Raw genomic sequence first — 22,044 nt, 5'->3', positions numbered from 1 at the left:
ACACTGTAGAATGCGTCAGAATCAAAGATTGTTGCTTAAATACTTAAACCCAAAATCTGACGCACCAATTACCAATCACCAATCACCAATTACCAATTACCAATCACCAATCACCAATCACCAATCACCAATCACCAATTACCAATTACCAATTACCAATTACCAAATAAAATGAATGAAGATTATTTACCATTAGCTTACTTGAATGCCTGGGAATATTGTCCTCGACGATTTTACCTCGAATATGTATTAGGTGAAATGGCGTTTACACAAAATGCTGGGTGGTTATGGTAAATGGACTCAATACAGTGTGTTTGAGTGTTTTTTGACTGCTGTACAATTTGCTCAGTTGCAAACTAAAATGGAGAAGTTGATTAAGCCTGATGAGGATTCTATTAGGATTTATGTACTGGATGCTGGGAGTGTGAAAAGAACTATTACTTATGGTTCGGAAATTCCTAGACAAGAACAGGCTATCATTATATAATTGATACATCAGCTTAAATTTTTGGCAGACCTAGAGCGGGGTCAAAAACCCTGGAGATTCGCCAAACATCCAGAACCTTGACAACTAAATACTTTCAGCGTTTCATTAGTTTCAGTTGGCAGTTGACCCAAAGCCTGAAATAAGGTTTTTTGAGAGGTCCGCCAAAATCACTCCTGGACTCCGCCCCCAGATTATGTTTCAGACGGCGGGGTTTCCGCATATCTAATCCCCGCAAGGGGACTGAAACCCTTAGTGGCAATGTTTACCAAAAATTACAGGATGCAGTTTCCGCATATCTAATCCCCGCAAGGGGACTGAAACGGTGCTAATTCCTGATTTTGGGGAATAGTTGATAAGTTTCCGCATATCTAATCCCCGCAAGGGGACTGAAACTCGTGAGATAAACAATGTTTAACATAGTTGATAGAAGTTTCCGCATATCTAATCCCCGCAAGGGGACTGAAACCCTTGTTTAAGTTTGTTGCCTGGACTAATTGACGTTGGGGATAGTTTCCGCATATCTAATCCCCGCAAGGGGACTGAAACCAGCAAAGGTTACAGGTTGTCACGACAGGTTGTCACGTTTCCGCATATCTAATCCCCGCAAGGGGACTGAAACCTTCTGTGTCCGTAATTGTAGTTGTCATCGTCTTAAGTTTCCGCATATCTAATCCCCGCAAGGGGACTGAAACATGATTGTGCATTCAACATAAGAACTGTTTATACGTTTCCGCATATCTAATCCCCGCAAGGGGACTGAAACCAGTCAAAATACTGGGTTTCGACTGATTATTCTTATGTTTCCGCATATCTAATCCCCGCAAGGGGACTGAAACCGGCAAAAAGCTCTCGTCCAACAAGCGTGAACGGTTTCCGCATATCTAATCCCCGCAAGGGGACTGAAACCGGAGAAAGTAGAAGCGTTGCAGTTTGGGTGAAAAGCCGAGTTTCCGCATATCTAATCCCCGCAAGGGGACTGAAACTGATCGGTATTACTTGCACTGGAGTGAATCAAAAAGTTTCCGCATATCTAATCCCCGCAAGGGGACTGAAACGTTACGTTTAACAAAGATTCCCAAATCACATCATTATGTTTCCGCATATCTAATCCCCGCAAGGGGACTGAAACATGAAGGGGAGTTTACTTTAGGCTTATCTATTACTCCAGTTTCCGCATATCTAATCCCCGCAAGGGGACTGAAACTTCACATCAGAAATGTCCGATATCACAAGCAAAGGTTTCCGCATATCTAATCCCCGCAAGGGGACTGAAACTGTAATTCTTCACCCTAGAACCGCATTATGGGACTGGTTTCCGCATATCTAATCCCCGCAAGGGGACTGAAACTCCCACTCTAGCTGGAATACGGCTTTGCCATACTCTAGGTTTCCACATAATTAATCCCCGCAAGGGGACTGAAACCAATTATAAACCGTTGAAGAAAAGCATCATATGGTTTCCACATAATTAATCCCCGCAAGGGGACTAAAAGGTTGTAAAATGCGGATCATAAAAACCATATAGCATCAAAAAAAATGCCGGAATCAGCTACATCTAGCAAACGTAAAAACCCATCAAAAAACACCCATTTAATATGGGCAGATGATACCGAATTAGTTAGCTTAGTTTTTGACCTAGAAGTAACTGATTCCACCGCTCTATATTCGCAATATACCATTGGACTTCATGCTTGGTTTCTGGATCAAGTGCGGCAAATTAACCCAACGCTTTCAGCATACTTACATGATAGTGAATCAGAAAAACCCTTCAGCATTTCTGCACTAGAAGGTCAATTACTGCCCACCGGAAAACAACTACAACTGCAAGCAAATCAGATATATCGTTGGCAGATAAACGCTATTTCTCAACCAGTAGTTCAGTTCTTGAGTCAGTGGTTAATACAACCGCCAACTACTTTGAAATTAAGGGATGCTTGCTTACAAGTAAAACAGATAAGTATTGTTAATCCACCAACTACTTACAACAAACTACTACAATCATCTATCAACCATAAAAACATTAATCTGAGTTTTATTTCCCCTACCAGTTTTCGCCGTAAAGGGCATCATTTTCCCCTTCCTGTTCCCTTCAATCTTTTCCATAGTTACCTCAGACGCTGGAATGATTTTTCAGGAATGCCCATAGAACAAGATGCTTTTCTAGAATGGATAGACGAAAACGTCATCATTCACAAACATCGCTTAGAATCAGTCAAAGTTGCAGCAGGTAAACGGGGTTCTGTCACTGGTTTTACAGGGGCAATTTCTCTGGGATTAACTAAAACTGCCTTAGATAACATTGAATTTACCCAATTATTTGATGCTTTAGTCCAACTTGCTCCCTACTGTGGAACAGGACACAAAACTACCTTTGGACTCGGACAAACCTGCTTGGACTGGGTAAACCCAGAATCAAATATATCTTCCACAGCGATAACAAATTTGCTACCAGAACGCATTGAGGAATTGACAACAATATTCACAGCACAACGTAAACGGATAGGAGGAGAACGCACCGAAAAAATTGCTACAACTTGGGCAACGATTTTAGCACGCCGGGAAATGGGGGAATCATTACAGATAATAGCTGAGGATTTAGAAATACCTTACACCACAGCGAAAACCTACGTTAAATTAGCTCGTCGGATGCTTAAAGATACACAATCCAATGTTTAGCATTTATTTTGAGATACCCAACACTCGCCATTTTTCCCGACTCAGGAAGAACCCAATATTATTAGAGTTAGTGCAAGTCAGTCCGGTTTTTTGGGAAACACACTTAAACCCGCCATTATTCCAAGTTTTACCATAACTAAGGACAGATTTATTCGGGTCAGCAATGGTATCACTGATACAAAGAATTTCCGGTTTACTTGTTGCAGGTAACATTAAACCACGTCCCCAGTCAAATGAACAATATCCAGGATAGGGTTGAGGAGGTTGAGGTTTCAGTGAACTAGCAATTTCACAGCGTAAACTATTTGTACTGGTATCACCACCTTCAAGTAGCTCACAGAACATATTACCGCTGGGGGTCTTAAACCCTTTCGGTGCAGCAATACTTACCTGCGATAATGATAAACTCATTATTGAAGTTGAAGCCGCCAGAAAAACTATTTTCTTGATTTGTTTATACATAATTTAACTTACTTGTTATTTATATCTTACTGGGTAAAGTTTATCATCATTCAAAAATCAATTAATACCTTATCCTCTAAGAATGAACTCCAAAAATCAACTATCCAGATCAATCCATTCCCGCCCCGCTTTTTCTGCTGCTTCTGGACTGTAGTAAAGCTTGCGTTCACCAAACACCTCACCACCAGCAGTAATTAACCGGAACTGCCAACAATGGGCTTCTGTGTAGAATACCAATAAAGTAACATGATTAATAATGGTAACTGAATCAATTTTAGTAAACATTGCCGTTTTAGTATCTAAATCAATCAAAACTTATCCGTATTTCAAAATAGGTTTTCACTTTAGTTAAAATATAAAATATGGATAAAAAAGTAACTATTTTAGGTTAAAATATTAGATATATATCAACACATCAAAGTAAAGAAACCGAAGTTGTAATAACAATTATTAGCATAGCATTTTATGACCAAAAAAGAAATCACTGCGAATTACGATGAATCGTGGAAAGAAGCATTAAACGAATATTTTGATAGTTTCTTATCCTTCTTTTTTCCTGTAGCTTATAAAGCAATTGATTGGACAAAACCACCGGAATCACTTGATAAAGAACTACAACAAATTACAGCTTCATCATCAACTGAAAAACGGATTGCAGATAAACTGTACAAAGTTTGGTTATTGGATAAAACACAAGTATGGATTTTAATTCATATTGAGATTCAGAGTCAATATGATGTTGACTTTGAAGAACGGATGTACACTTATAATTACCGTGCCTTTGACCTTTATCACCAATTTGTTGTGAGTTTGGCAATTTTAGGAGACACAAGTTCCACTTGGCGACCTAACAGTTATCATCAAGCCATGTTAGATTGTGAATTAAGTCTGAAGTTCCCTATTGCTAAACTCCTGGACTACGAATCACGGTGGAATGAACTAGAATCAAGTGATAATCCCTTTGCTATCATAGTAATGGCGCACTTGAAAACCAAAGCCACCACAGGTAATTTAGCAGAACGGGAACAGTGGAAATGGACATTAATTAGGGGACTTTACGAGCGAGGCTTAACAAAAGAAAAAATAGTTAAACTCTTTAAAATCATTGATAAGATGATGTCATTGCCCAAAGAATTGCAACGAGGATTAGTAGCTAAAATCAAACATTTAGAGGAGGAAAATCAAATGCCTTTCATTAGTCCAACAGAAGAATTAGCAATGGAACGCGGTGAATTAAAAGGAGAACAACAACTAATTCTCCGACTATTAAATCGGCGATTTGGTGAAATTGAATCATCATTCATTGACACAATTCGGACATTGACAATTGACCAATTAGAATTACTCGGTGAAGCGCTCTTGGATTTCTCCTCTATCACTGATTTAGAACAGTGGTTAGAAAATAAACCAGAGTCCTAGAAGTAACAACCCCACTTTTCATTAATTGTGGGGAACACTAAAAACTGAGAAACTGGGATTAGAGAAAATTAAATTATTAGGGATAGTTACACTACACTTCGTGAACGCTAAAATGACCAACATCACAAACATATTAAAACAAGCCACCGACGGGTTACTGATGACCAGTGAATCAGAGTACCCATTTGAGGTTTTCGCATGGGAATCCGCAGTATTGAATGAAGCTACAGTATTAAAAAAAACGGGTCATTCTCAGGAGACACCCGTTAAACTTGTGGAAATTGATGATTTCTTTAGAAACTCTGTAACCGCAGAAGATTGGCACGAAGACGAGGAAAAAGCCACTGTGAAAAAGTTTCAGAATCTTGTGAATCTCTTAAAAACTAATTTAATAGATTTACAAGTTTACAAAATAGGTAATAGAGAAATTGATGTTTACATTACCGGTAATACCCCTGATGGTATAGCAGGGGTTTCCACAAAAGTTATCGAAACCTAAAGATCATCAACTTTGCTTTCAATCACCCGTTGAATATTGGGAGAAACATTAGAGAGAAAATCATACCCTGTTAGTTTTTCTAGGGTATCCACACTGGTTCTAAAGACCTTCCAATTATTATCAAGTTGTTCATCATTGGGGATATTGACAGCAATAACACGGGTATTAGCAGTAATACCCTTGAGTCCAGCATCAGGATCTAGGACTACAACAATTTTCCAAGTGGATTGGGGAATTGTGACTAGGTTTTTCAATTTACCTTTACTGCCAACCGGACCAGCAATAATATAAAGTTCCTTACCTTGTGATACTAATTCCCTAGAATAATCCTCCAGATTCCCCCAAGTATTCCTATTATTATCGGGTGTTTGGGGCATCATATTACTCATTAAGAAGGTTGCTGTATTATCTTCAATGCTACGGGTTCTATCAGCCGATGGGGTAATGTGACCTCTATCATACCCTGAACCATTATAAGCAGTGGGTTTGATGCGTTCCCAACCTTCAGGTAATGTGTTATCTGGTCTAAAGTTATCTTGACGTGGGGCATCCCCAAACCATGATTTATTTAACTGCCAACTTACCCAATTAGGAGTACCATTACTGCGATTGTAAGACAGTACATACTGGGGTTTTATCATCAAGTCATTATCAGGGTTATTGATGTTGGTTGTGGCTTGACTGGGATTACCCAACAGTAAATGAACCGATGGTATATTTCTAGCAAGTAATTCTGGTTCTAATTCTAAAGTTTGTGCTTGTGCCGGTGAACAAATCAGTAGCCCAATTGCAAAACTAATTAAAAATCGGACTTTTAGGACTTTTATAAACTTGATCATAAATTACTCGGTTATTATTGAAACACTTAAACAAACTGTAAAGCAATTAGGTCAACAATGGCAATCTGCTTGTGCAATCTTTTGGTATCTGCCGGTGTCGGTTCGCAGACTAATTGAAAAAATTTCAACGGAATAATCAGGGTTCTAACTTACCTTGTCGCAGACAAAGTGAAAATCTGTCGCGGAGTAGATGAAAAATTCCTACCAAAATCGCGGACTAATTGAAATTTTCCGCCAAATGAGGATAAAAGTTCGCAACTCATTACAGTATAGGTTTTGGAGCAATAATTCTGTAAGTAGCGATGCCTACGGCGGCTCCTTTGGAGCATCGCCGTGTAGAACGAGAGGATAAGGGTAACATAAGGTCATTCTCAATTAGTCTGCGACAAATTTTTACATAGTCCGCGACAATTTTCACTTTGTCTGCGAACCGACACCGGGGAGTCGGAAATTCTTAGAGGAAAATTTGGTTTACAATTGATATCAAAACTGATATCGCCATGAATAACAAGACCCTACCCAGTGAAATGATTCGCGTGCCGACTGTACTAATTCCGGTAGTACGGCAACTAGCAAAAATCCACCGCGACGGTCACACAACGGCGTTATTGCAAGGATTACAGGAACTGATAGCGCAGTTCGATAGCAGTGTAAAACTGGAAGCAACCAGCGAATTACAGCAGGTGGAGGAGAAGCTGGGGGAACTGGAAACGCACCTTTGTCAGCAAGATCAACAGGTGGCCACTAAATTAGAAGTCCTTGGTAAACAGTTGGAGAAAATTGAAAAAGCGATAGCTTCGCTCGCCGGAGGCATCGCTTCTGGTAGATATAGCGGTGGTAACTCCAGACAAAGATATTCAGGATATCAGTATCAACAGCAACCAGTAGAAATAACTTCTTTTGCTAATGAAAATTTAGCGCAACGATTGGGGGTGACTCCACAAAGTTTGATTACGGAACGGGAAAGCAAGAGTGAGCAAGAATTTATCAGTTGGTCCAGGAATCGTGACCCTAGCAGTTTAGGCTGGAAATTTCAGGTTAGTGATGGGTTGTATTATCCAGTCAAACAGTAAGGGATAATATTAATTTTTCTCTGGTAGAAATAATAATGACTCAACTAATTCATCAGTGAGTTTACCGTCACTGGAACGTTTAAGTTGTTTAATATCTACGCGCACCTGTGAACCAGCTTCTACCTTTTCCAGTAGAAAGTCAGAATATTTTTCAATTGACTGTTTAGCTTGCTCCTTTTTCTTCCAGACTTGAGCCTCATGAAGCATACTTGTTACGCCAATAAATTCCTCTCCAGTTTTTTCATGAAAGTCATTATAATTGAATCTCACAGCATAAGCTTTGACTTCTGGTATTAACTGTAAGATGTATCCTAATTGCTTTTCTGGCTTTACACCAAACCCTTTAGCCATTTTTTTTACTTCTAAAAACTAACTACTAATAAAATATTATCACTTCCGTTTGGGAACATTAATTGCCTGTACAGCCCGTTGTTGAACTTCCTCACCTCGGCGGTCATATCTTGATGTTAACTCCGGTGAAGCATGACCGGCTAATTTCTGGACGGTAACAATATCAGTGGAATCTAACAACTCAGAAATAAAAGTCCTGCGAAAATCATGGGCAGAAAAGTTTGTTACCCCAGCTTCTGCACCCCGTTTTTCTAAAATGAATAATACCGCTTGAGGTGTCAGTTGTCGTAAAGTCACTGCCCCGGCTTTATTAATGTGACAGATTAAAGCCCCCGCTTCTCTTCCTCTGATTTCTAACCAGTCTTCGATAATTGGCAACACCCCATCTGGTAAATAAACAGTGCGGTCTTTACCACCCTTACCACTGCGAACTTTAACACTGCCAGAATGGAAGTCACTCAACATTAATTTTACCGATTCCCCCCGCCGCAATCCTGCACCCCGCAAAATTGCTATCAGTGCCGCATCCCTATAACCAATGGGAGTGGGGTCATCAAAACAAGTTTGCATCAGGGCATTAATTTCAGTTTCAGATAAAAAACGCCCCTTCAATTCCTTAGACAGCTTGATATTAGCGATATCTACCGCCCTAGCGAAATCTCTAGCATCCATTAATTCAAGTCGTAATGCTTCTTTCAAGACTCTCCTTAATGCACTCAGCATTTTATTAGCTGTGGCTGGTGCATATCTTTCCATCAGTATACACCGTAATAAGGCTGTATGTTTATAACGCAGTTCAGCCCAATTTAATGTCAGCGCATCACATTCATTGCTGGTAAGGATTTTGGCGATCGCATTCAAAGATTGCTCCATGGCCGGACGAGAACCGGCGGACAAATTGGAGAGATAGACAGCAGCAGGGTGTTCAGTTAGGGGAGTGGGTGCAGTCAAAGCTAGGGAATTGACAACAGTTATTTCACCAATTTCCGGGGATTCATTCATTTACTTATCCGAAGATTCCTTCTAGCTAGTTATATTCTGATAAGTAATAGTGTAGTTTACCCTTTTCCCTCAAGAAAATTTATTTGGTGTTGATGGGGTAATTTCTGTGGGGGGCTGCGGTGAGGCGATAGCGAAGCGCTGCTGCAAGCAGTTCGCTCTTTATCAAGATTTCCCCCAAGAAAATTCTGCACGGTGTTCTCAATTCCGGTTTTCCACAGCCTGATTTTTTCCCAAGAAAATTTAGCAGTGGTTTTCCCATAAATTCACCGGGTCTAGCGTTGCTGTCACCAGGGGCAAGATAGCCTGAAAGTATTACGAATAAAGGTTTTCAGTTGCTACCCTGCCAAAACGGGAGAATAGTACGCTAAGGCTGAAACCTAGACACAGCAAGAGTTTCCAGACCATCTTGCAGGTTTTTACAGGTATCTCGGTTTGCTACCTAAAGCTACTAGATTTTCGGGTCTATTGTCTGATGGATCACGATTCCAGTGGTGTACTTGTAGATATGTACGGGATTCCTTTGGTTGATCTGGAGGTAAAAGGCGATTACATTTCTGACAACACCAATTAGTTTTTTCCTTGATGGTTTTGGCTAGTTCTTTCCAGTATTTTGGGTATCCCATGATAACTGTTGAATCTTAATATCAGCACTTTACTATTATTAAATAATAACATTTTTGTTGATAAATGTACCAATAAATTACTATCCTTTCCTATTATTAGGATTTTATTAATGTTTCTGATAAATAGATATATGGGATATAATTACAATATTGCTTTAATTGACAATTATAATAATTATTTATCAATGCGAAACCTGACTCCTGCTTCAATTTTCTTCCTATTCCCTGATTCAAAATACTAAACTCCAGTATAACCCCAATGTTAATTAGACTTCAAATTAAAACTCCAGAGAAATTACCGTTTCTAGAAAAATTATGTTGGCAAAGAGAAGATATAGAAAATCTTACTCCTTTAGAAATGCTGAGAATATATGAACGAGGGTGGCACTACCGGGGAGTTTTAGGCAACTTGATCCATACGGAAGCCTTATTTGTGCAACAATTAGCTCAATATTATCATTCATGGTTAGGAGCAAAAATGTTTGAAAGGGAATTTCATCAAAAAATTTTAATTGTTCTTAATCAATTAAATGCTAATTTTTTATTAGAGTGTGGCGCGTATTTTGGCGGTGGGACTCTGGTTAGTTTAAATCATGGGGAATATAGATTAAGCAAAGATATAGATTTTCTCTGTTCCACTGGTACTGGCTACCGATTACTACGACAAAAAATAGCTGAAAATCAATATAATGCCCTTTTTAATACTCAAAATAATCTCAACCTACCCGGAGAAATTAAAGCTGATCAGTACGGAGTAAGATTTGCCATTGTAGTTGATGAAACTCTGATTAAATTTGAGATAATTATGGAAGGACGGATTGAATTGGGAGAGGCAGATTATCTCAGTTGGTCGCCTGTCCCATGCTTAAATCAAATTGACAGTTTTGCAGAAAAACTTTTAGCTAATTCTGACAGATGGAATGATTCCTCGGTAGAGTCGAGAGATTTAATTGATTTGGCGATGCAAAGGCTCAATTCTCCCATTCCTCAAGCAGCTATTGAGAAGGCAGAATCAGCTTATCCTGTAATTGAACCTTTAAAAAAAGCGATATCCTTTTTCCAAAATCACCCTAATTATCGAGACAAATGTTTTACGGCTTTGAGAATTGCCGAACCTAGTAAAATTATTGATGGTATTGATTTAATGGCGGCTGATTTTAATTTAAACAAGACAACTAGAACATTTAGCGAATCTCAACAAGACTGGGAATGACAATTAATCGCTTTTCTTCGCGGCAAACACAAACAAATCTACTCTTTTCTAAGAAAATTGTGTGACATAGGTGCTACAGTCATAATTCATTGAGGATTTTCCCACAAAGTTGAAGCCACAGAGATATCATATCTTTGTCCTGTTTCTGTAATTTGAAAGTCCAGAATAAAATATTTATTATCAGAAAAATGCTGATGTTTTCTAGCAATTAGTTCAGCAATCATTTGTGTAACCCCCTGTTGAGTTTCTGCATCCTGATTTGATAACTGTTGTTCCAAGAAAGTATCAAGTGTTGTTTTTTGTTGAGATTCAGGCATCACCGCCGCATTCCAGGCTATCACAGCCAAACTAAATAATGATTTACGTCGTTTTGATGTGTGTACATTATCTAAGTACGGAGCAACGAACTGTTGGAGAATTTCTGACATTTTTGGAACGCCCTTGGGTTCTATCGGTATATTTGCAGCCAATTCCCCAAATCCCCCCTCTACCATCTTCTTTCTAAGTGCTTCCAGGTTTTTCTGCTTATCTTGGGAACTCTGTTTTTGTTTCATCAAATCTTTAAAATCCTTAGACTTTCTCGCCATAGTGCATCTCCTGTTTTGATTATTTCTGGGTTTCTATTCCAACAATTGTTCTAAATCACTCAACAATTTCTCTAGCTTTTTGGTTTTTTTAGCATCTTCCCACACCTGGGCATTCTTCAACCGTTTCCCAATCTCAGAATATTTAGCATTCAATGTTTCTTTGGCTGTGATTTTCCCTGGGGTTAATTCCTTTACTAACTGCTTAATCTCACTTAAAGATAGATTTTCATTAAGAACTTTATCCAGTAGTTCCCTACGTTCACCGTCATCTTTGAGTTTAGCGATCGCCCTGGCTTTGGTGTATTCTAGTTGACCCTGCCGCAAGATTTCCAAGACATCATCGGGTAAATTCAATAATGGTAAACGACTGGTCCGAAAACTTTCAGCAGTGAATCTCCCCACACCTGACAACACAGATTCCATAATTTCCAGTTGACGGGAAACGTTTTCCGTCAGTTCTAATCCTCGTTTTTTGGCGTTGGCAACTTGATTGAGAATTGATATCACCTCACCAGAATTTACATCAAGTTCAATACTGAGTAGTTCTAGAATCCCCTCGGTTTCTTCAACTGGGTTTAAATCTTCCCGTTGCAGGTTTTCCAGTAAAGCGATTTGCAGGGTTTGGAGGTCAGATAATTCCTTGGTGATAATCGGTACTTCTGTTAACCCCGCTGCTTTGGCCGCCCGGAGTCGGCGTTCACCAGCGACTAACTCAAATTCACCATTAACAGCACGCACCAACAAAGGTTGTAAAATCCCGTGTTCTTTAACTGACTGCACCAGTTGATTGAGTTTCTCAGGGTCAAAATACCGTCGGGGTTGTTGAGCAGGTAAACGAATTTTATCAATATTAACGGTGGCAGTTGGTGATTCTGATTCCACATCCATACTCAACAAATCTTCCACACCACGCATTTTTGGGAGTTCTAAAGGTTTCTTGACCATTACAGTTTCTCCATCCCCAATGCTATCTTTTTCAGAACTGCGATCGCTGGATGTTTGGGGTCATACACAGCCAATGGTTGACTATTCATTACTGCATCCGCAAAGGCTGTGGCACGGGGTATCTTCGGATAAACTTTGGCTAGTGGTGATAACTGCTGTTCCAAAGCCTCCAAAATCACTTTGTCTTGGTTGGCATTCACATACAAGGTTGGCACAAATCCGGCGATCGCTAATTTCGGATTGATATGTTTCTTCACCTGTTTGATGCTATCCAATAATAACTCCGTTCCCTTGAATGCTTTGTAATGAGTCTGAACTGGCACTAAAACATGAGTAGCAGCACAGAGTCCGAGAATACTGAGGATACCTAAAGAGGGAGGACAGTCAATCAAAATGAAATCGTAGTTATTTAAAATGGGTTCTAAAGCTTGTTTGAGTCGTAGTTCCCTGGCCATAACCGCAGAGAGTTGTAATTCTACCGCACTGAGGGTAATATTAGCCGGGGCTAAATCCATACCGTGTAAATTGTGGTGAATTGGTAATTTAGTCTCTGGTGTGAGTAGTGAGTCAGCAACGATTTCTTCAAGTTCATGGGGTTCAAGTCCCATAAAAGTTGTCAGGGATGCCTGGGGGTCAGTATCCACCAGTAAAACTTTATGTTTGAGGGAGAGATGATAACCCAAATTCATCGTCAGACTGGTTTTCATCACCCCACCGGCTTGATTGAAAATAGCAATAATTTTAGTCACAATTTTCTTTAAATTCTTGGTTCTACAGTTTATGGTAATACTTGAGAGTAGCCCTTTCAAGGTGGTGAAATTTTGAAGGAAGATTGGTTGTTTCAACCTTCAAAAAAACCAAAATATGAGCGGAAGATTCAAGATGATAGTAATGAAATGACGTATTTCCGTTAGTCACCTTGAAAGGACTATACTTGAGAGTCAGGGAAAATCAGGGGTAATTCATCAGCAAAATCCTTACTTTATTATTGCATTTTTTTGTCTTGACACTCCCCGCTCTAAAGACACGGGGATTCTTAAGATTTTAGGCTCTTGCGTCTCTTTTATGGTGATTGAGGATTGATGATAACAAAACCCTTACGGGACAAGGGTTATAAACAATTATTTCCATATTTTCAATGAAATGCCTACACAATAGGGCTTTCAATGATTTTGAACCAGGTTTTCCATAAAAATAACCGAAGAACCAGATTTTACAATCCTAATATCCTGCTCACACAGGTTCCCAGACTCAGTACGTTTGCACAAAAGTGCGTGCTGATACCGCCAGTTGCTCTACTTGGGGAAACCCCAAGACCGCACTGGCTCATCTTCTGGGCGTTTAGCTGTTAAACAGCAAGTTTCGCGGAGTCCCCACGTACTATATTTCGACTTCGCTCAATACAAGTTTCCAAACCTCTATCTCTAATAGTCTTTGCAGCACCAATATCGGCGTGTTCGTGATACCCACATTCAGTACAAATGAATTTCTCACCATCACGGTTTGACTTATCAGTATGCCCACAATTTCTGCATTCTTGACTGGAGTATTTAGGATTAATCTTAATTACAACTTTTCCTTGCTTTACAGCGAGATACTCAATTTTTAAAATCAAATCACTCCAACTTGCATCAGAAATAGAACGGTTTAATCCTTTTTTTCTAGATTGCCCATTCTTTAAAAATCTTCCAGTTTTTTTATCGGTTTTAACTTTGCAACGCCTCAACATACCGGAGACATTTAAATCTTCTAAAGCAATAGCATCAACCTTTCTAGAAACTATTGTATTAGCAACACTCCATTGATAAGCAGTCCTTTTATCTGTAATCTTTTTGTGAAACTTGCTCCATTTTTACTGACAAAACAAGTTAATGGACAAGCTTCTACTTTAGTCCTAATATCACAATAGTCACCTTGGATAAATTGCTGGTTGTATTGAGCTATTCTGTCAGCCAAACTCCAATTGTAAGTAGACCGGAGCATACTAGCTGAGTTGATGAACTTAGATAAAGAATCTTTTAAGGGAATGTCTGTAGGCAGTAGATGTCATGAACAAAGACAAGAAATCCAGAAGTTGGTAAATGCTCCAGTGGGTACAGAGATAAACTGGGAGTATTATGATCATGATACTTGTTTGTTAGTTTCGTCTAAGCGAGAAAATAATTTTATCATCAATCAAGCGATTGATATTAGTAATAGAAAACAGCTAGAAGAAAAACTTAAAGCTTCAAATGAAAGAAATAGAATTTTACTCAAGGCCATTCCCGAAACAATCAAATTAGGAACTGGAAGACGCTCTACTGATGAGTTAGAATTTCTTGTGAAATCCTTAACTGAAAATCCCATTATTGACAGACAATCAACTGAGGCATTAATTAGATTAGAAGTTCATGTCATGGAAAACTCTAGCAAAATGCAACAAATAGAAAAAATGCTGTTCTGGGATGATTCTTCATTGATGAGCAGAATCAAGGCATTAGAAGTTTATCAACGAAACGATGATGAAAACTGGCAAGAATTTGAGAATAACAAAGATAAAATAGAGGATTTATCGAGAATATCTACCATGATAACCAACATTCCCGGTGGTTTGAAATCTTGGTTTATTATGTTTATAATATTCCAAATGCTAGGAATTTTCGTCATAGATATAGGTGTTAGATTGTTTAATTTGGAAACCTTAATACCAATTGAAAGAAAAAATCAATAACTCACACCTGTCTCTTGACCTTTTTAATAAAATACTCGCCTCTCTTAACATTTCTTCCCTTTCGGATAAACGGTACTCAATTAATAACTTTAGTTGCTGATTTATCATATAGCAATACCCTCTTGTAACACCTTAGACAGTAAGGGACTAGCTCCCATAGCTCCCCTTTCTACCTGTGCTTCTGTAACTACAAAGGTGGAAATAACTAGATCATATTTAAAACCTACTTCCCACGCCAAATCGCTAATTTTTTCTCGACATGATCTATCTAATTCAGTAATTTTAATAAACACATCTAAATCTGATTCTTCTGTAGCATCACCTCTCGCTCTTGAACCAAATACCCGTAAATCCAAAATGGGAATTATCGCTTCTAGTCGAGAGCGAAACTCTGAAACAATTTTTCGATCACTATCCTGTATCATGTCTATTCCTCTAAAAAAAAACCAATCTTTACTAACTGTTTCTTAATCCTTCGATTTAAATAATAAAGCAATTTATGTTTGTTTAGGTTTCCCCTATCTCCCAACTATCACGTCAATAAATTTACCGATGTATCCACCAAAACATGACCACTATTATCAATCAGTGTTTTCATCCGTTCTTCGAGTCCTGGTTTTCCCCGAACTCCCGAAAATGAATAATCAAAACATTCATGTTCACCTTCAACTAAATTAAAACTAATGGTGGTGATTACTCCACATAATTCCAGTTCTGATTCCACTTGTTTTCTGTATTGTAACCAAGGATTTAAAGCATCAGTAGTTCCACTATTCAACAGTGCATAACACCAATTTCCTTGCATATCAAGAAACGTTATTTGCACCCAATTCTGTGCAGGTAAATGGGCAAATGGCTTACCAAATATTGGTGTAGATGCCCATAATATAATCATCTTCAAAATAGACCCAATTTCACTCAGTTGATTACCAACTTCTAAGTAAATTTTACCTACTTTGCGATTAAACCGATATCTTCTTAATTCCATTGTTTAGCATTGAACTCAACAACACTAGAAAACGATAGTATTCAATCATTCAAAAACACCGATAAACCAGGGTCTAAAGACAATGTTGATTCCCGGTGTTCATGGTACTGTTTCTTGAGTGTGATGATGCGGCGAACTGCTTGCAGCAGCGCTTCGCTATCGCTCAATAATTTAGCCTGTTGTTTCTCCAATTCTTCAATAGCATCCCGGTGATTAGCAATCTGAGATTCAATATCTGCAATCTGTTCAGAATGTTTATTAGCCAATTCCCCAGTAATGCGTTGAATATCCTCGTCTAACCGGGCAAGTTTGGTATCCTCTTTAGCGATAGCAATAAAAAAAGTCCCTAGATAAACTAGAGACTCATGGGTTTATTCAATGTCAGTTAATTGTTGAACTTCCTGAATAGATTTAATGGTGTTGTTAATAAATCTACTAATCAATTCAATCCTTACTTCATACGATATAGTAGGATTATTCAGGTTCTCAACTTGGAACTTTGCCGATAACATATTATTGAGAGCTATTGCTAAATTTGTCTTCATTTCACTATCTCGTTGTTCGTATTCCTGAACCTCTAACTCCCAATCTTCCGGTTCATATTTTGTTACAGAAACTGGCATTCCATGAGCTTCATGATATTCAGTATATTCTGACATAATGATATTACAAAAACATCATAGTCAACAAGCGATAGCATTAAATAACCCCAATCTAATGACTGGGGTTGATAACTATAAATTAATCATCTCTGAAAGAATTAAATAACGCCTTCTCAGCATCATTTCTACTTTCAATTTCACCCAATTTCGCTAATGCAGCATCTAAACTCTGATAAGTAGCACAACAATAGAGATGCCGCTTTTCAAATATCCCATAATAGCCGGTGATACCTTGAGCTTTACCTGCTCTGGTGATATCTGTACACCACTTTACGTAAATGCGATCGCCAACAGTAGCTAATTCTCGTTTAACTAACTCCTTTTGCTTGAGTTGTTCGCCGATTTCTTTAACTTCTGTGATAACTTCTTCACGGGTGTTAGACCACCAATGACAATCTTCACTCTTCACCAAAACGTCATCAATATATATTTCATAAGCCCATACGTCTTGACGCATAGATTCACGATAATATTGACGGAGATTGCGGATACTGCCTTGGATTTCAGGGGCTTGATAAAACATGATGAATACAAAAAAACAACGCCCCCTGTCAGCGATAGCGTCCCCACAAATTAATTTACTTAACTCCAATCTATTGCTAAACTGGAGTTATTTATTTTTGTAATTAAACTACTGGATGATAACCTTTCTCTTGATTCAACTGCCAAAGATTGATACTAAATCTTTCTGCACTCAAGATTTTAGTAACACCATGAAGTTTCTTACAATTAAACTCAATAATATCTCCATCATTAAGTTGATAATCTTTGCCATCATAATTAAATATACAACTACCAAGATTCACGGTTCTAGCAATTGGTCTAGAATAACTATGATCCCGATGTGGTATAATCAATCCGGTACTTTGAATATTACCAATCTTGCCACCAAAAGTTAACAAGCCGATATTAGTTCCGGGATAAACTCGCTGACAGAAATTCCCAAGTCTATCATCATTATGATAAGCATTAGTAATTGTTCCAGGAGTTCTCAAATCACACTCATGAAATAACCAAAGGCGATATCTGCCTTGAGCGTAACTACTAACATCGCTAGTCATTAAATTCACGCTTTCTCTACAAAAGCTTTTTAAATCAGCTAAAGTTTCGGATTTAACTTTGCTAACTAATTTCAAATCACTGGGGTTAGGATTCATGAAATTCTCCAAATTACTCAACTCCCCTCAGCGATAGCCCCCAAGGATTAATGTGAATAAAAAAAGCCCGGATTCCCACAGAGAGAACCAGGACTAAAGAACTACAAATTAGCTAAAATCTTACCAACTTCATCATATTCATCATTACGATGTGGTGGGTATTCTTCACTTTCATCGCTGGTGAAGTTCACATTCAGGAAATGATTTTTACCGTGATAGTAATTACCTACAAATAAATCACAATTATGATGATAGAATAGAAGTTGATGATTAGTTAAATAGGGTTGAATATTATCACGTTCAAAGCGAAGTTTTTCAGTAAGTTTATCAAAGTCAATACCCTTTTTCTTATTGGGTTCAGGAGGTAAACCGCTACCAAATTTACTGGGGATGTTAATTGCCATAATTCCTCATGTTAGATAATCAAAAACATCAAGTGATAACATTAAAAAAAGCCCTAATCCCCAAAGGAGACTAGGACTGTAAACTAATTAGTATGGAATGTTATCTGGTTGATTACCTTCAACATAATCAACACTGGCAGGTTCGTTATTAAAACTAGCTGGTTCATTACCAATACCAGTAGCTCGATTACGTTTCTGATAATATCTATTCCTTTCAGCAAGTAAGTCATCTACGGTATAACCTAAACCTGCAATAAACTTATCAAACTTGGCTTGATCCATTTTATGAATGTCATGAGTTAACCATTCTGCTTCAAAGATTTTATAACCTTCCTCACCTTTAACACGATTATCAATCTTGTACTGCTCCCAAGCCAAAACTCGAATTCCATCTTTGAGTTGAGAAAGTTTCTTGTCAGCTTTGGAAAGAATGTTGATAGCCATAACGATACCGGGAAAAACAACGCCCCCTCTGCGCGATAGCGCCCCTACCGATAACCTCCAGGTAACTCAAGACTGCAACACCAACGAGGGGACTATATTAACCGTGTTTTCTACTTTTGACTGGGTTTCTAATGCGATCGCTGCGCTGCTGCAAGCAGTTCGCTACGGAGCGATTTGCTATTCCTAATGGAAATATTACAATTGATAAAATTATGAATAATTTGATTTTCATGGAAATAAAAACCATTAACTATTCGTATATTTTATACAAAAAATCCCCAGTTATCAAAACCAGGGAATTGCTGAATTAATAATCATCCTTGCACTGTTTTAACAAAACTATAACAAGGGGTCACAAGCTCCTGGTTTTGGTTTTGTGCTGTGCGGGTAGGTGAAGCGCGATCGCCTCCCGAAAATAATTAATTATCAGAATTTCTAGAAAATTGAGCAATATTAGACTCTGGTTCAGAAAATCTAAGAGTAGTACCCTGAATAGAAGATTCTGGTGGAGTCTGATTAATGGGCAAAACAGACTCAGCCTTAACTTCAGGTGCTACTGGAGGGTTAGGCACATTTAAAGATTCGCTTTGAGAATTAGCTACATTATCACTTTGAGACATATATGAATACACAAAACAACGAAAGCAATTGTAACCTAAACTTAAACCAAGCTTACGAATACACAAAAGGAATGCTAGAAACAAAAGCAAAAAGTCTGGATAATCTAGATTCTCGAATGGGAATGTTTTTAGGCTTTGGAGGTGTATTACTGAAATTTGGCTTAGATGCACCAACTGAGTTAATTTGTGAACAATGGATAAAAAGTTTATTTATATGCTTGACCATATTGTCAGTTAGCTTAAATGCAATTGGACTACTATCAAAACCTACTGGAAGTGCCGTAAAACCAAGAAAGCTAATGACAGATGAATACTACAACAAAGAAAATGCAAGAGTAAAAGCATTTATTATTAACTCTTGGGTAGAATCGGAAGAAGCTTTAGATACCCTGGGTTACACAAAAAGTAAATACTTAAATTCAGCCATCATATTACTTACACTTGCCGTGTTAGCATTAGGTTCTATTTCATTAATCACAATATTTTGCAAATAGAACTTAATGCACCCCATAAAGATAATAGGGTTGTTAGCAGCAGCCCTAGCCACTCCAGCCCTTGCTTGGGTGAGTGTCGGTCAAGGCAGTGGTGTTTATCCTATTGTGAAACATTCTGCCTGGCCAGCCCCAGGAACTTATACTCTCAAGACCAGAGTATTAGGTTTCTGCGGGGCTAAAGAGTACATCACGTTCTCCTACAAATATAGTAAGGAGAACTGTGTGCTTGTCTTCTTGTCTGATGATGAAAATCTCAGAGTAGAAGACCCCCGCAACTTGTTGTCCCGCCAGGGACAGAAAGGTCAAGCGACCCTGGCAGTTGATGGGTTTAACAGACCTGCTGTAGTGGGGTGGAGCGATGAGTGAGGAAAAACCATCATTGAGCAGAGCAGAAGTAAAAGAGTTCTTCTTCTATCTGTCTTCATTTGTTGTCTGGGGAATTGTATGGTTACAGGCAATAGATGGTGTGTTTCCCAACCCTATACCCTCTCTAGCAAAAGATTGGGTGCCGAAGCCCATAGAACAGCCTAGAATAGGGTACTACAAGTACATCAAAATAGTAGGCTCTGGCGATCGCTCCTACCTCCTTAACCTAAACACAGATAGAGGAGTTGTTAAGAATGTTAGGGCTACACTAGTGCCTGGTAGCTACTGGAAGAATGTCACCATTAACTCTGAGGGTAAAGTAACCCGCAAAGAGCTATCAAAGTCTAGAGACACTGGTTGCCTTGAGAGTGCTGTCATTATGCGAAGTGGCATAGTGAAGATTGGTGGTATGCAAGTAACTGACTTGTATGGGAATAGTTACGGGAATGTTGATTTAGTTAACTGTGAGAAGAAGAATAAGGACTAATTTGAAAGGTCAGTAGTTTATACTGACCTTTTGAGTGTCTGCTGGTAATATTATCTTCTCTAAGAAAAAAAGAATAGTGAGAGGATTTCTACACAAACTACTATGAGCATTCACTTTATTCTTGTCTTTATACTATTCTGCTGGGTTGTTTCCCACCTAGCAAGGCATTCTCTGATAACTCCATATATAGCAGGGGGAGCAGCTATGACTTTATGTTCTGCTCTCCAATGCAAAACAGAAGTCAGGCTGGTGGCTATGGTTCTCGCCTACTTCATTGTTTATCTCCTTAATGAGGATGTAGACCCCAACCAACTATTGGTGAGAGACCGCGAGAGTGCGGCTGCCTTGACTGAGGAAATAGGGGGCAATATCAAGATAGTGAGAGTAGTGACCTTGCTGTTGTTCTGCTTCCTACCAATCCCCAGCCCTCCAGGGTTTGTAACCGGGGTGTTTCCTGTAGTAATTATCTCTCTACTGATATTCCTCAACAAGGATCGGAGCGGTAGCGACAACGGCAACCTGATAGGTTATCTCGTTTTAGTTGTAATGGCAGTAGGTGGAGCAACGCTGGCTCTATGGCTAGTCAAAACCTTCCTACCAATTCAAGTGAGTGTAATCCCAATCCTAACAGGGCTGGCTATTCCTTCCTTGCTTGCCTCTGACCCACCACCTACCAAAAGCTTGAGGGAAAGAGGGTTGAACTCTCCACCAGGGATAAACAACATTCTCTGGACATTCCTACTCACTTGGGTAACACCAGGTTTATCCCTGAGTGCCACCACGTCTGCGCTTATTGCTCCCGGTGCTTATCGCATGATAATTGCTAACCTAACTTCTGTAGCTATAGAAGGCTGGAATCTGGGTCTGTTGTTTAGGGATGGGAGTTCCTCTAAAACTCCTCTAGCAGACTTATTGCTCAGACCAGACCGCTGGTACCAAACTCCAACCTTGCAAGTTTCAGGGGCTGGTCTGGACTATTTGTTCCTTGTAGTTCTGCTGGGTCTAGGACCAGCGATCGCAATGTACCTCTGGACAAGCGCTAAATTTGAGCCAGACCCTAGTGTGATTGTTCTAGTTATGCTGGTGCAATCATTTGTATTAGCAGGTTGGTCAGCCTTTGTATTAGTCCCCTTGGGACTGGGGTTTGCTATGTTGCAGGTGGCGTTAATGCCCACCTATACAGAAATTAGAAGCTTGACTATCATGGCTTCAAAGCTTGTACCTTAAAAATAATGGTTCTAGGTAGAGTCGAGGACGGGTATTATCCCGCGCCCCTCTCTGTTAAATCTGGGCGTGCGACTTTCACCGCACCCAGCTTCCGATGTTCTTAGCTTTCGCTTTTGCTCATGTGAATATAATCGTGGCAGCTTTCGTGAATGGCTAAAAGGTTCTTTATTTTCCAGTTTTCGTGGTTTCCATCAACATGATGCAGATGTACCTTTTCATCACTAAGCATTTTTAATCCACAATGTCCACATTTATGGTTTTGCCGTTTGAGGGCTTTAGAGGTATGACTGTCATAGAGCTTACTGTTAC

The 22,044-nt window shown here is 39.0% G+C and carries 33 protein-coding genes, 1 pseudogene and 1 CRISPR repeat array; of the genes and pseudogenes, 14 read left to right on the top strand and 20 right to left on the bottom strand.

Annotated features, from left to right (window positions below; all coding sequences use genetic code 11):
- The first annotated feature begins 10 nt into the window (after positions 1-10).
- From AN486_RS01935 to cas6, 4 genes are all read left to right on the top strand, one after another.
- A complete protein-coding gene (locus AN486_RS01935) occupies positions 11-175 on the top strand; it encodes an alpha/beta hydrolase (RefSeq protein WP_199924268.1) in 165 nt (54 codons plus the stop codon).
- Positions 172-294 (top strand): hypothetical protein, encoded by a 123-nt coding sequence (locus AN486_RS01930; protein WP_290598947.1) that lies wholly within the window; start codon positions 172-174, stop codon positions 292-294. The genes AN486_RS01935 and AN486_RS01930 overlap by 4 nt, the downstream gene beginning before the upstream one ends.
- Positions 275-487 carry a CRISPR-associated endonuclease Cas2 gene (gene cas2, locus AN486_RS01925; protein WP_290599016.1) on the top strand — a complete coding sequence of 71 codons (213 nt, stop codon included), beginning with the start codon at positions 275-277 and terminating at the stop codon, positions 485-487. The genes AN486_RS01930 and cas2 overlap by 20 nt, the downstream gene beginning before the upstream one ends.
- Positions 488-697: 210 nt before the next feature.
- Positions 698-1,980: direct repeats of the CRISPR family, unit length 37 nt; unit sequence GTTTCCGCATATCTAATCCCCGCAAGGGGACTGAAAC.
- A 43-nt stretch (positions 1,981-2,023) separates the two neighbouring features.
- Positions 2,024-3,163, top strand: a complete 1,140-nt coding sequence (cas6, locus tag AN486_RS01920; RefSeq protein WP_290598945.1) for a CRISPR-associated endoribonuclease Cas6 — start codon at positions 2,024-2,026, stop codon at positions 3,161-3,163.
- 3 nt (positions 3,164-3,166) lie between these two features.
- On the opposite strand, the gene AN486_RS01915 is transcribed toward cas6, so the two are convergent.
- Both AN486_RS01915 and AN486_RS01910 read right to left on the bottom strand, forming a co-directional pair.
- Complete coding sequence (locus tag AN486_RS01915; RefSeq protein ID WP_290598943.1) at positions 3,167-3,625, bottom strand: DUF6636 domain-containing protein; 459 nt, start codon at positions 3,623-3,625, stop codon at positions 3,167-3,169.
- Positions 3,626-3,721: 96 nt separating this feature from the next.
- Positions 3,722-3,910, bottom strand: coding sequence for a hypothetical protein (locus AN486_RS01910; RefSeq protein ID WP_290598941.1), 189 nt, complete (start codon positions 3,908-3,910; stop codon positions 3,722-3,724).
- Positions 3,911-4,090: 180 nt separating this feature from the next.
- Between AN486_RS01910 and AN486_RS01905 the strand changes: the two genes are divergently transcribed.
- Together AN486_RS01905 and AN486_RS01900 are read left to right on the top strand one after the other, a co-directional pair.
- The gene (locus AN486_RS01905) at positions 4,091-5,044 is read left to right on the top strand and encodes a DUF4351 domain-containing protein (protein WP_290598939.1); all 954 of its coding nucleotides are present in this window, start codon (positions 4,091-4,093) and stop codon (positions 5,042-5,044) included.
- Positions 5,045-5,156: 112 nt separating this feature from the next.
- Positions 5,157-5,543: a nuclease A inhibitor family protein gene (locus tag AN486_RS01900; RefSeq protein ID WP_053541310.1), complete on the top strand. Its 387-nt coding sequence runs from the start codon at positions 5,157-5,159 to the stop codon at positions 5,541-5,543.
- Here the strand turns inward: AN486_RS01900 and AN486_RS01895 are convergent.
- Positions 5,540-6,382 (bottom strand): DNA/RNA non-specific endonuclease, encoded by an 843-nt coding sequence (locus AN486_RS01895; protein WP_053539802.1) that lies wholly within the window; start codon positions 6,380-6,382, stop codon positions 5,540-5,542. The two genes, AN486_RS01900 and AN486_RS01895, sit on opposite strands and share 4 nt — an antisense overlap.
- A gap of 500 nt (positions 6,383-6,882) precedes the next feature.
- Between AN486_RS01895 and AN486_RS01890 the strand changes: the two genes are divergently transcribed.
- Positions 6,883-7,455: a hypothetical protein gene (locus AN486_RS01890; RefSeq protein ID WP_053539803.1), complete on the top strand. Its 573-nt coding sequence runs from the start codon at positions 6,883-6,885 to the stop codon at positions 7,453-7,455.
- Between the two features lie 9 nt (positions 7,456-7,464).
- Here the strand turns inward: AN486_RS01890 and AN486_RS01885 are convergent, their stop codons facing one another.
- The 3 genes from AN486_RS01885 to AN486_RS01875 form a co-directional block, all read right to left on the bottom strand.
- Positions 7,465-7,806: a hypothetical protein gene (locus AN486_RS01885; protein ID WP_039204260.1), complete on the bottom strand. Its 342-nt coding sequence runs from the start codon at positions 7,804-7,806 to the stop codon at positions 7,465-7,467.
- Between the two features lie 39 nt (positions 7,807-7,845).
- Positions 7,846-8,808, bottom strand: coding sequence for a site-specific integrase (locus AN486_RS01880; RefSeq protein WP_053539804.1), 963 nt, complete (start codon positions 8,806-8,808; stop codon positions 7,846-7,848).
- Positions 8,809-9,224: 416 nt separating this feature from the next.
- Positions 9,225-9,431, bottom strand: coding sequence for an HNH endonuclease (locus tag AN486_RS01875; RefSeq protein ID WP_199924269.1), 207 nt, complete (start codon positions 9,429-9,431; stop codon positions 9,225-9,227).
- Between the two features lie 259 nt (positions 9,432-9,690).
- Between AN486_RS01875 and AN486_RS01870 the strand changes: the two genes are divergently transcribed.
- On the top strand, positions 9,691-10,644 hold the full coding sequence (locus AN486_RS01870; protein ID WP_290598933.1) for a nucleotidyl transferase AbiEii/AbiGii toxin family protein: 954 nt from the start codon (positions 9,691-9,693) through the stop codon (positions 10,642-10,644).
- Positions 10,645-10,730: 86 nt separating this feature from the next.
- Here the strand turns inward: AN486_RS01870 and AN486_RS01865 are convergent, their stop codons facing one another.
- The 4 genes and pseudogenes from AN486_RS01865 to AN486_RS01850 all read right to left on the bottom strand — a co-directional run.
- Positions 10,731-11,231: a hypothetical protein gene (locus AN486_RS01865; RefSeq protein ID WP_290598931.1), complete on the bottom strand. Its 501-nt coding sequence runs from the start codon at positions 11,229-11,231 to the stop codon at positions 10,731-10,733.
- A 33-nt stretch (positions 11,232-11,264) separates the two neighbouring features.
- Positions 11,265-12,176 carry a ParB/RepB/Spo0J family partition protein gene (locus AN486_RS01860; RefSeq protein ID WP_290598929.1) on the bottom strand — a complete coding sequence of 304 codons (912 nt, stop codon included), beginning with the start codon at positions 12,174-12,176 and terminating at the stop codon, positions 11,265-11,267.
- Positions 12,176-12,925 (bottom strand): ParA family protein, encoded by a 750-nt coding sequence (locus AN486_RS01855; RefSeq protein ID WP_015081613.1) that lies wholly within the window; start codon positions 12,923-12,925, stop codon positions 12,176-12,178. Before AN486_RS01855 ends, AN486_RS01860 begins: the two co-directional genes overlap by 1 nt.
- Before the next feature lie 599 nt (positions 12,926-13,524).
- A pseudogene (locus AN486_RS01850) lies at positions 13,525-14,016 on the bottom strand (RNA-guided endonuclease InsQ/TnpB family protein); the annotation flags it as partial.
- Between the two features lie 156 nt (positions 14,017-14,172).
- Here AN486_RS01850 and AN486_RS01845 point away from each other — a divergent pair.
- Entirely contained in the window at positions 14,173-14,886 is a 714-nt protein-coding gene (locus tag AN486_RS01845) for a hypothetical protein (RefSeq protein WP_053539816.1), read from the top strand.
- Positions 14,887-14,990: 104 nt separating this feature from the next.
- On the opposite strand, the gene AN486_RS01840 is transcribed toward AN486_RS01845, so the two are convergent.
- The 8 genes from AN486_RS01840 to AN486_RS01805 form a co-directional block, all read right to left on the bottom strand.
- Positions 14,991-15,311: a nucleotidyltransferase family protein gene (locus AN486_RS01840; protein WP_053539817.1), complete on the bottom strand. Its 321-nt coding sequence runs from the start codon at positions 15,309-15,311 to the stop codon at positions 14,991-14,993.
- A gap of 107 nt (positions 15,312-15,418) precedes the next feature.
- The gene (locus AN486_RS01835; protein ID WP_053539818.1) at positions 15,419-15,874 is read right to left on the bottom strand and encodes a hypothetical protein; all 456 of its coding nucleotides are present in this window, start codon (positions 15,872-15,874) and stop codon (positions 15,419-15,421) included.
- Positions 15,875-15,915: 41 nt separating this feature from the next.
- A complete protein-coding gene (locus AN486_RS01830; protein ID WP_053539819.1) occupies positions 15,916-16,140 on the bottom strand; it encodes a hypothetical protein in 225 nt (74 codons plus the stop codon).
- 105 nt (positions 16,141-16,245) lie between these two features.
- Positions 16,246-16,533, bottom strand: coding sequence for a hypothetical protein (locus AN486_RS01825; protein ID WP_053539820.1), 288 nt, complete (start codon positions 16,531-16,533; stop codon positions 16,246-16,248).
- 82 nt (positions 16,534-16,615) lie between these two features.
- Positions 16,616-17,059, bottom strand: coding sequence for a hypothetical protein (locus tag AN486_RS01820; protein ID WP_168636666.1), 444 nt, complete (start codon positions 17,057-17,059; stop codon positions 16,616-16,618).
- 103 nt (positions 17,060-17,162) lie between these two features.
- Entirely contained in the window at positions 17,163-17,693 is a 531-nt protein-coding gene (locus AN486_RS01815; protein ID WP_290598920.1) for a hypothetical protein, read from the bottom strand.
- Positions 17,694-17,794: 101 nt separating this feature from the next.
- Positions 17,795-18,097, bottom strand: coding sequence for a hypothetical protein (locus AN486_RS01810; RefSeq protein ID WP_053539823.1), 303 nt, complete (start codon positions 18,095-18,097; stop codon positions 17,795-17,797).
- An 87-nt stretch (positions 18,098-18,184) separates the two neighbouring features.
- Positions 18,185-18,541: a hypothetical protein gene (locus AN486_RS01805; RefSeq protein WP_290598916.1), complete on the bottom strand. Its 357-nt coding sequence runs from the start codon at positions 18,539-18,541 to the stop codon at positions 18,185-18,187.
- Between AN486_RS01805 and AN486_RS01800 the strand changes: the two genes are divergently transcribed.
- Entirely contained in the window at positions 18,528-18,728 is a 201-nt protein-coding gene (locus tag AN486_RS01800) for a hypothetical protein (protein WP_290598914.1), read from the top strand. The genes AN486_RS01805 and AN486_RS01800 overlap by 14 nt on opposite strands.
- 232 nt (positions 18,729-18,960) lie before the next feature.
- Here the strand turns inward: AN486_RS01800 and AN486_RS01795 are convergent, their stop codons facing one another.
- Positions 18,961-19,161, bottom strand: a complete 201-nt coding sequence (locus AN486_RS01795; protein WP_290598912.1) for a hypothetical protein — start codon at positions 19,159-19,161, stop codon at positions 18,961-18,963.
- 2 nt (positions 19,162-19,163) lie between these two features.
- Between AN486_RS01795 and AN486_RS01790 the strand changes: the two genes are divergently transcribed.
- The 4 genes from AN486_RS01790 to AN486_RS01775 all read left to right on the top strand — a co-directional run bounded on the left by AN486_RS01790 (position 19,164) and on the right by AN486_RS01775 (position 21,735).
- Positions 19,164-19,655, top strand: coding sequence for a hypothetical protein (locus AN486_RS01790; RefSeq protein ID WP_290598910.1), 492 nt, complete (start codon positions 19,164-19,166; stop codon positions 19,653-19,655).
- Between the two features lie 6 nt (positions 19,656-19,661).
- Positions 19,662-20,021, top strand: a complete 360-nt coding sequence (locus AN486_RS01785; RefSeq protein WP_290598909.1) for a hypothetical protein — start codon at positions 19,662-19,664, stop codon at positions 20,019-20,021.
- Positions 20,014-20,508, top strand: coding sequence for a hypothetical protein (locus AN486_RS01780; RefSeq protein ID WP_290598907.1), 495 nt, complete (start codon positions 20,014-20,016; stop codon positions 20,506-20,508). Before AN486_RS01785 ends, AN486_RS01780 begins: the two co-directional genes overlap by 8 nt.
- 204 nt (positions 20,509-20,712) lie before the next feature.
- A complete protein-coding gene (locus AN486_RS01775; protein ID WP_290598905.1) occupies positions 20,713-21,735 on the top strand; it encodes a hypothetical protein in 1,023 nt (340 codons plus the stop codon).
- Positions 21,736-21,835: 100 nt separating this feature from the next.
- On the opposite strand, the gene AN486_RS01770 is transcribed toward AN486_RS01775, so the two are convergent.
- Positions 21,836-22,044, bottom strand: a 209-nt coding sequence (locus AN486_RS01770; RefSeq protein WP_367142413.1) for an HNH endonuclease, incomplete at its 5' end; no start/stop codon positions are given.

It is taken from the genome of Anabaena sp. AL93, assembly GCF_001672085.1.
Lineage (GTDB): Bacteria > Cyanobacteriota > Cyanobacteriia > Cyanobacteriales > Nostocaceae > Dolichospermum > Dolichospermum heterosporum.
The sequence above is the reverse complement of the archived record's forward strand: the minus strand, read 5'-3'. Positions and strand labels throughout refer to the sequence as shown.

Excerpts from the sequence above, each read along its gene's own strand:
- AN486_RS01935 (WP_199924268.1), top strand. The coding sequence starts at position 11 with ATGCGTCAGAATCAAAGATTGTTGCTTAAATACTTAAACCCAAAATCT.
- AN486_RS01930 (WP_290598947.1), top strand. The coding sequence starts at position 172 with ATGAATGAAGATTATTTACCATTAGCTTACTTGAATGCCTGGGAATAT.
- cas2 (WP_290599016.1), top strand. The coding sequence starts at position 275 with ATGCTGGGTGGTTATGGTAAATGGACTCAATACAGTGTGTTTGAGTGT.
- cas6 (WP_290598945.1), top strand. The coding sequence starts at position 2,024 with ATGCCGGAATCAGCTACATCTAGCAAACGTAAAAACCCATCAAAAAAC.
- AN486_RS01915 (WP_290598943.1), bottom strand. The coding sequence starts at position 3,625 with ATGTATAAACAAATCAAGAAAATAGTTTTTCTGGCGGCTTCAACTTCA.
- AN486_RS01910 (WP_290598941.1), bottom strand. The coding sequence starts at position 3,910 with ATGTTTACTAAAATTGATTCAGTTACCATTATTAATCATGTTACTTTA.
- AN486_RS01905 (WP_290598939.1), top strand. The coding sequence starts at position 4,091 with ATGACCAAAAAAGAAATCACTGCGAATTACGATGAATCGTGGAAAGAA.
- AN486_RS01900 (WP_053541310.1), top strand. The coding sequence starts at position 5,157 with ATGACCAACATCACAAACATATTAAAACAAGCCACCGACGGGTTACTG.
- AN486_RS01895 (WP_053539802.1), bottom strand. The coding sequence starts at position 6,382 with ATGATCAAGTTTATAAAAGTCCTAAAAGTCCGATTTTTAATTAGTTTT.
- AN486_RS01890 (WP_053539803.1), top strand. The coding sequence starts at position 6,883 with ATGAATAACAAGACCCTACCCAGTGAAATGATTCGCGTGCCGACTGTA.
- AN486_RS01885 (WP_039204260.1), bottom strand. The coding sequence starts at position 7,806 with ATGGCTAAAGGGTTTGGTGTAAAGCCAGAAAAGCAATTAGGATACATC.
- AN486_RS01880 (WP_053539804.1), bottom strand. The coding sequence starts at position 8,808 with ATGAATGAATCCCCGGAAATTGGTGAAATAACTGTTGTCAATTCCCTA.
- AN486_RS01875 (WP_199924269.1), bottom strand. The coding sequence starts at position 9,431 with ATGGGATACCCAAAATACTGGAAAGAACTAGCCAAAACCATCAAGGAA.
- AN486_RS01870 (WP_290598933.1), top strand. The coding sequence starts at position 9,691 with ATGTTAATTAGACTTCAAATTAAAACTCCAGAGAAATTACCGTTTCTA.
- AN486_RS01865 (WP_290598931.1), bottom strand. The coding sequence starts at position 11,231 with ATGGCGAGAAAGTCTAAGGATTTTAAAGATTTGATGAAACAAAAACAG.
- AN486_RS01860 (WP_290598929.1), bottom strand. The coding sequence starts at position 12,176 with ATGGTCAAGAAACCTTTAGAACTCCCAAAAATGCGTGGTGTGGAAGAT.
- AN486_RS01845 (WP_053539816.1), top strand. The coding sequence starts at position 14,173 with ATGAACTTAGATAAAGAATCTTTTAAGGGAATGTCTGTAGGCAGTAGA.
- AN486_RS01840 (WP_053539817.1), bottom strand. The coding sequence starts at position 15,311 with ATGATACAGGATAGTGATCGAAAAATTGTTTCAGAGTTTCGCTCTCGA.
- AN486_RS01835 (WP_053539818.1), bottom strand. The coding sequence starts at position 15,874 with ATGGAATTAAGAAGATATCGGTTTAATCGCAAAGTAGGTAAAATTTAC.
- AN486_RS01825 (WP_053539820.1), bottom strand. The coding sequence starts at position 16,533 with ATGTCAGAATATACTGAATATCATGAAGCTCATGGAATGCCAGTTTCT.
- AN486_RS01820 (WP_168636666.1), bottom strand. The coding sequence starts at position 17,059 with ATGTTTTATCAAGCCCCTGAAATCCAAGGCAGTATCCGCAATCTCCGT.
- AN486_RS01815 (WP_290598920.1), bottom strand. The coding sequence starts at position 17,693 with ATGAATCCTAACCCCAGTGATTTGAAATTAGTTAGCAAAGTTAAATCC.
- AN486_RS01810 (WP_053539823.1), bottom strand. The coding sequence starts at position 18,097 with ATGGCAATTAACATCCCCAGTAAATTTGGTAGCGGTTTACCTCCTGAA.
- AN486_RS01800 (WP_290598914.1), top strand. The coding sequence starts at position 18,528 with ATGTTGATAGCCATAACGATACCGGGAAAAACAACGCCCCCTCTGCGC.
- AN486_RS01805 (WP_290598916.1), bottom strand. The coding sequence starts at position 18,541 with ATGGCTATCAACATTCTTTCCAAAGCTGACAAGAAACTTTCTCAACTC.
- AN486_RS01795 (WP_290598912.1), bottom strand. The coding sequence starts at position 19,161 with ATGTCTCAAAGTGATAATGTAGCTAATTCTCAAAGCGAATCTTTAAAT.
- AN486_RS01790 (WP_290598910.1), top strand. The coding sequence starts at position 19,164 with ATGAATACACAAAACAACGAAAGCAATTGTAACCTAAACTTAAACCAA.
- AN486_RS01785 (WP_290598909.1), top strand. The coding sequence starts at position 19,662 with ATGCACCCCATAAAGATAATAGGGTTGTTAGCAGCAGCCCTAGCCACT.
- AN486_RS01780 (WP_290598907.1), top strand. The coding sequence starts at position 20,014 with ATGAGTGAGGAAAAACCATCATTGAGCAGAGCAGAAGTAAAAGAGTTC.
- AN486_RS01775 (WP_290598905.1), top strand. The coding sequence starts at position 20,713 with ATGACTTTATGTTCTGCTCTCCAATGCAAAACAGAAGTCAGGCTGGTG.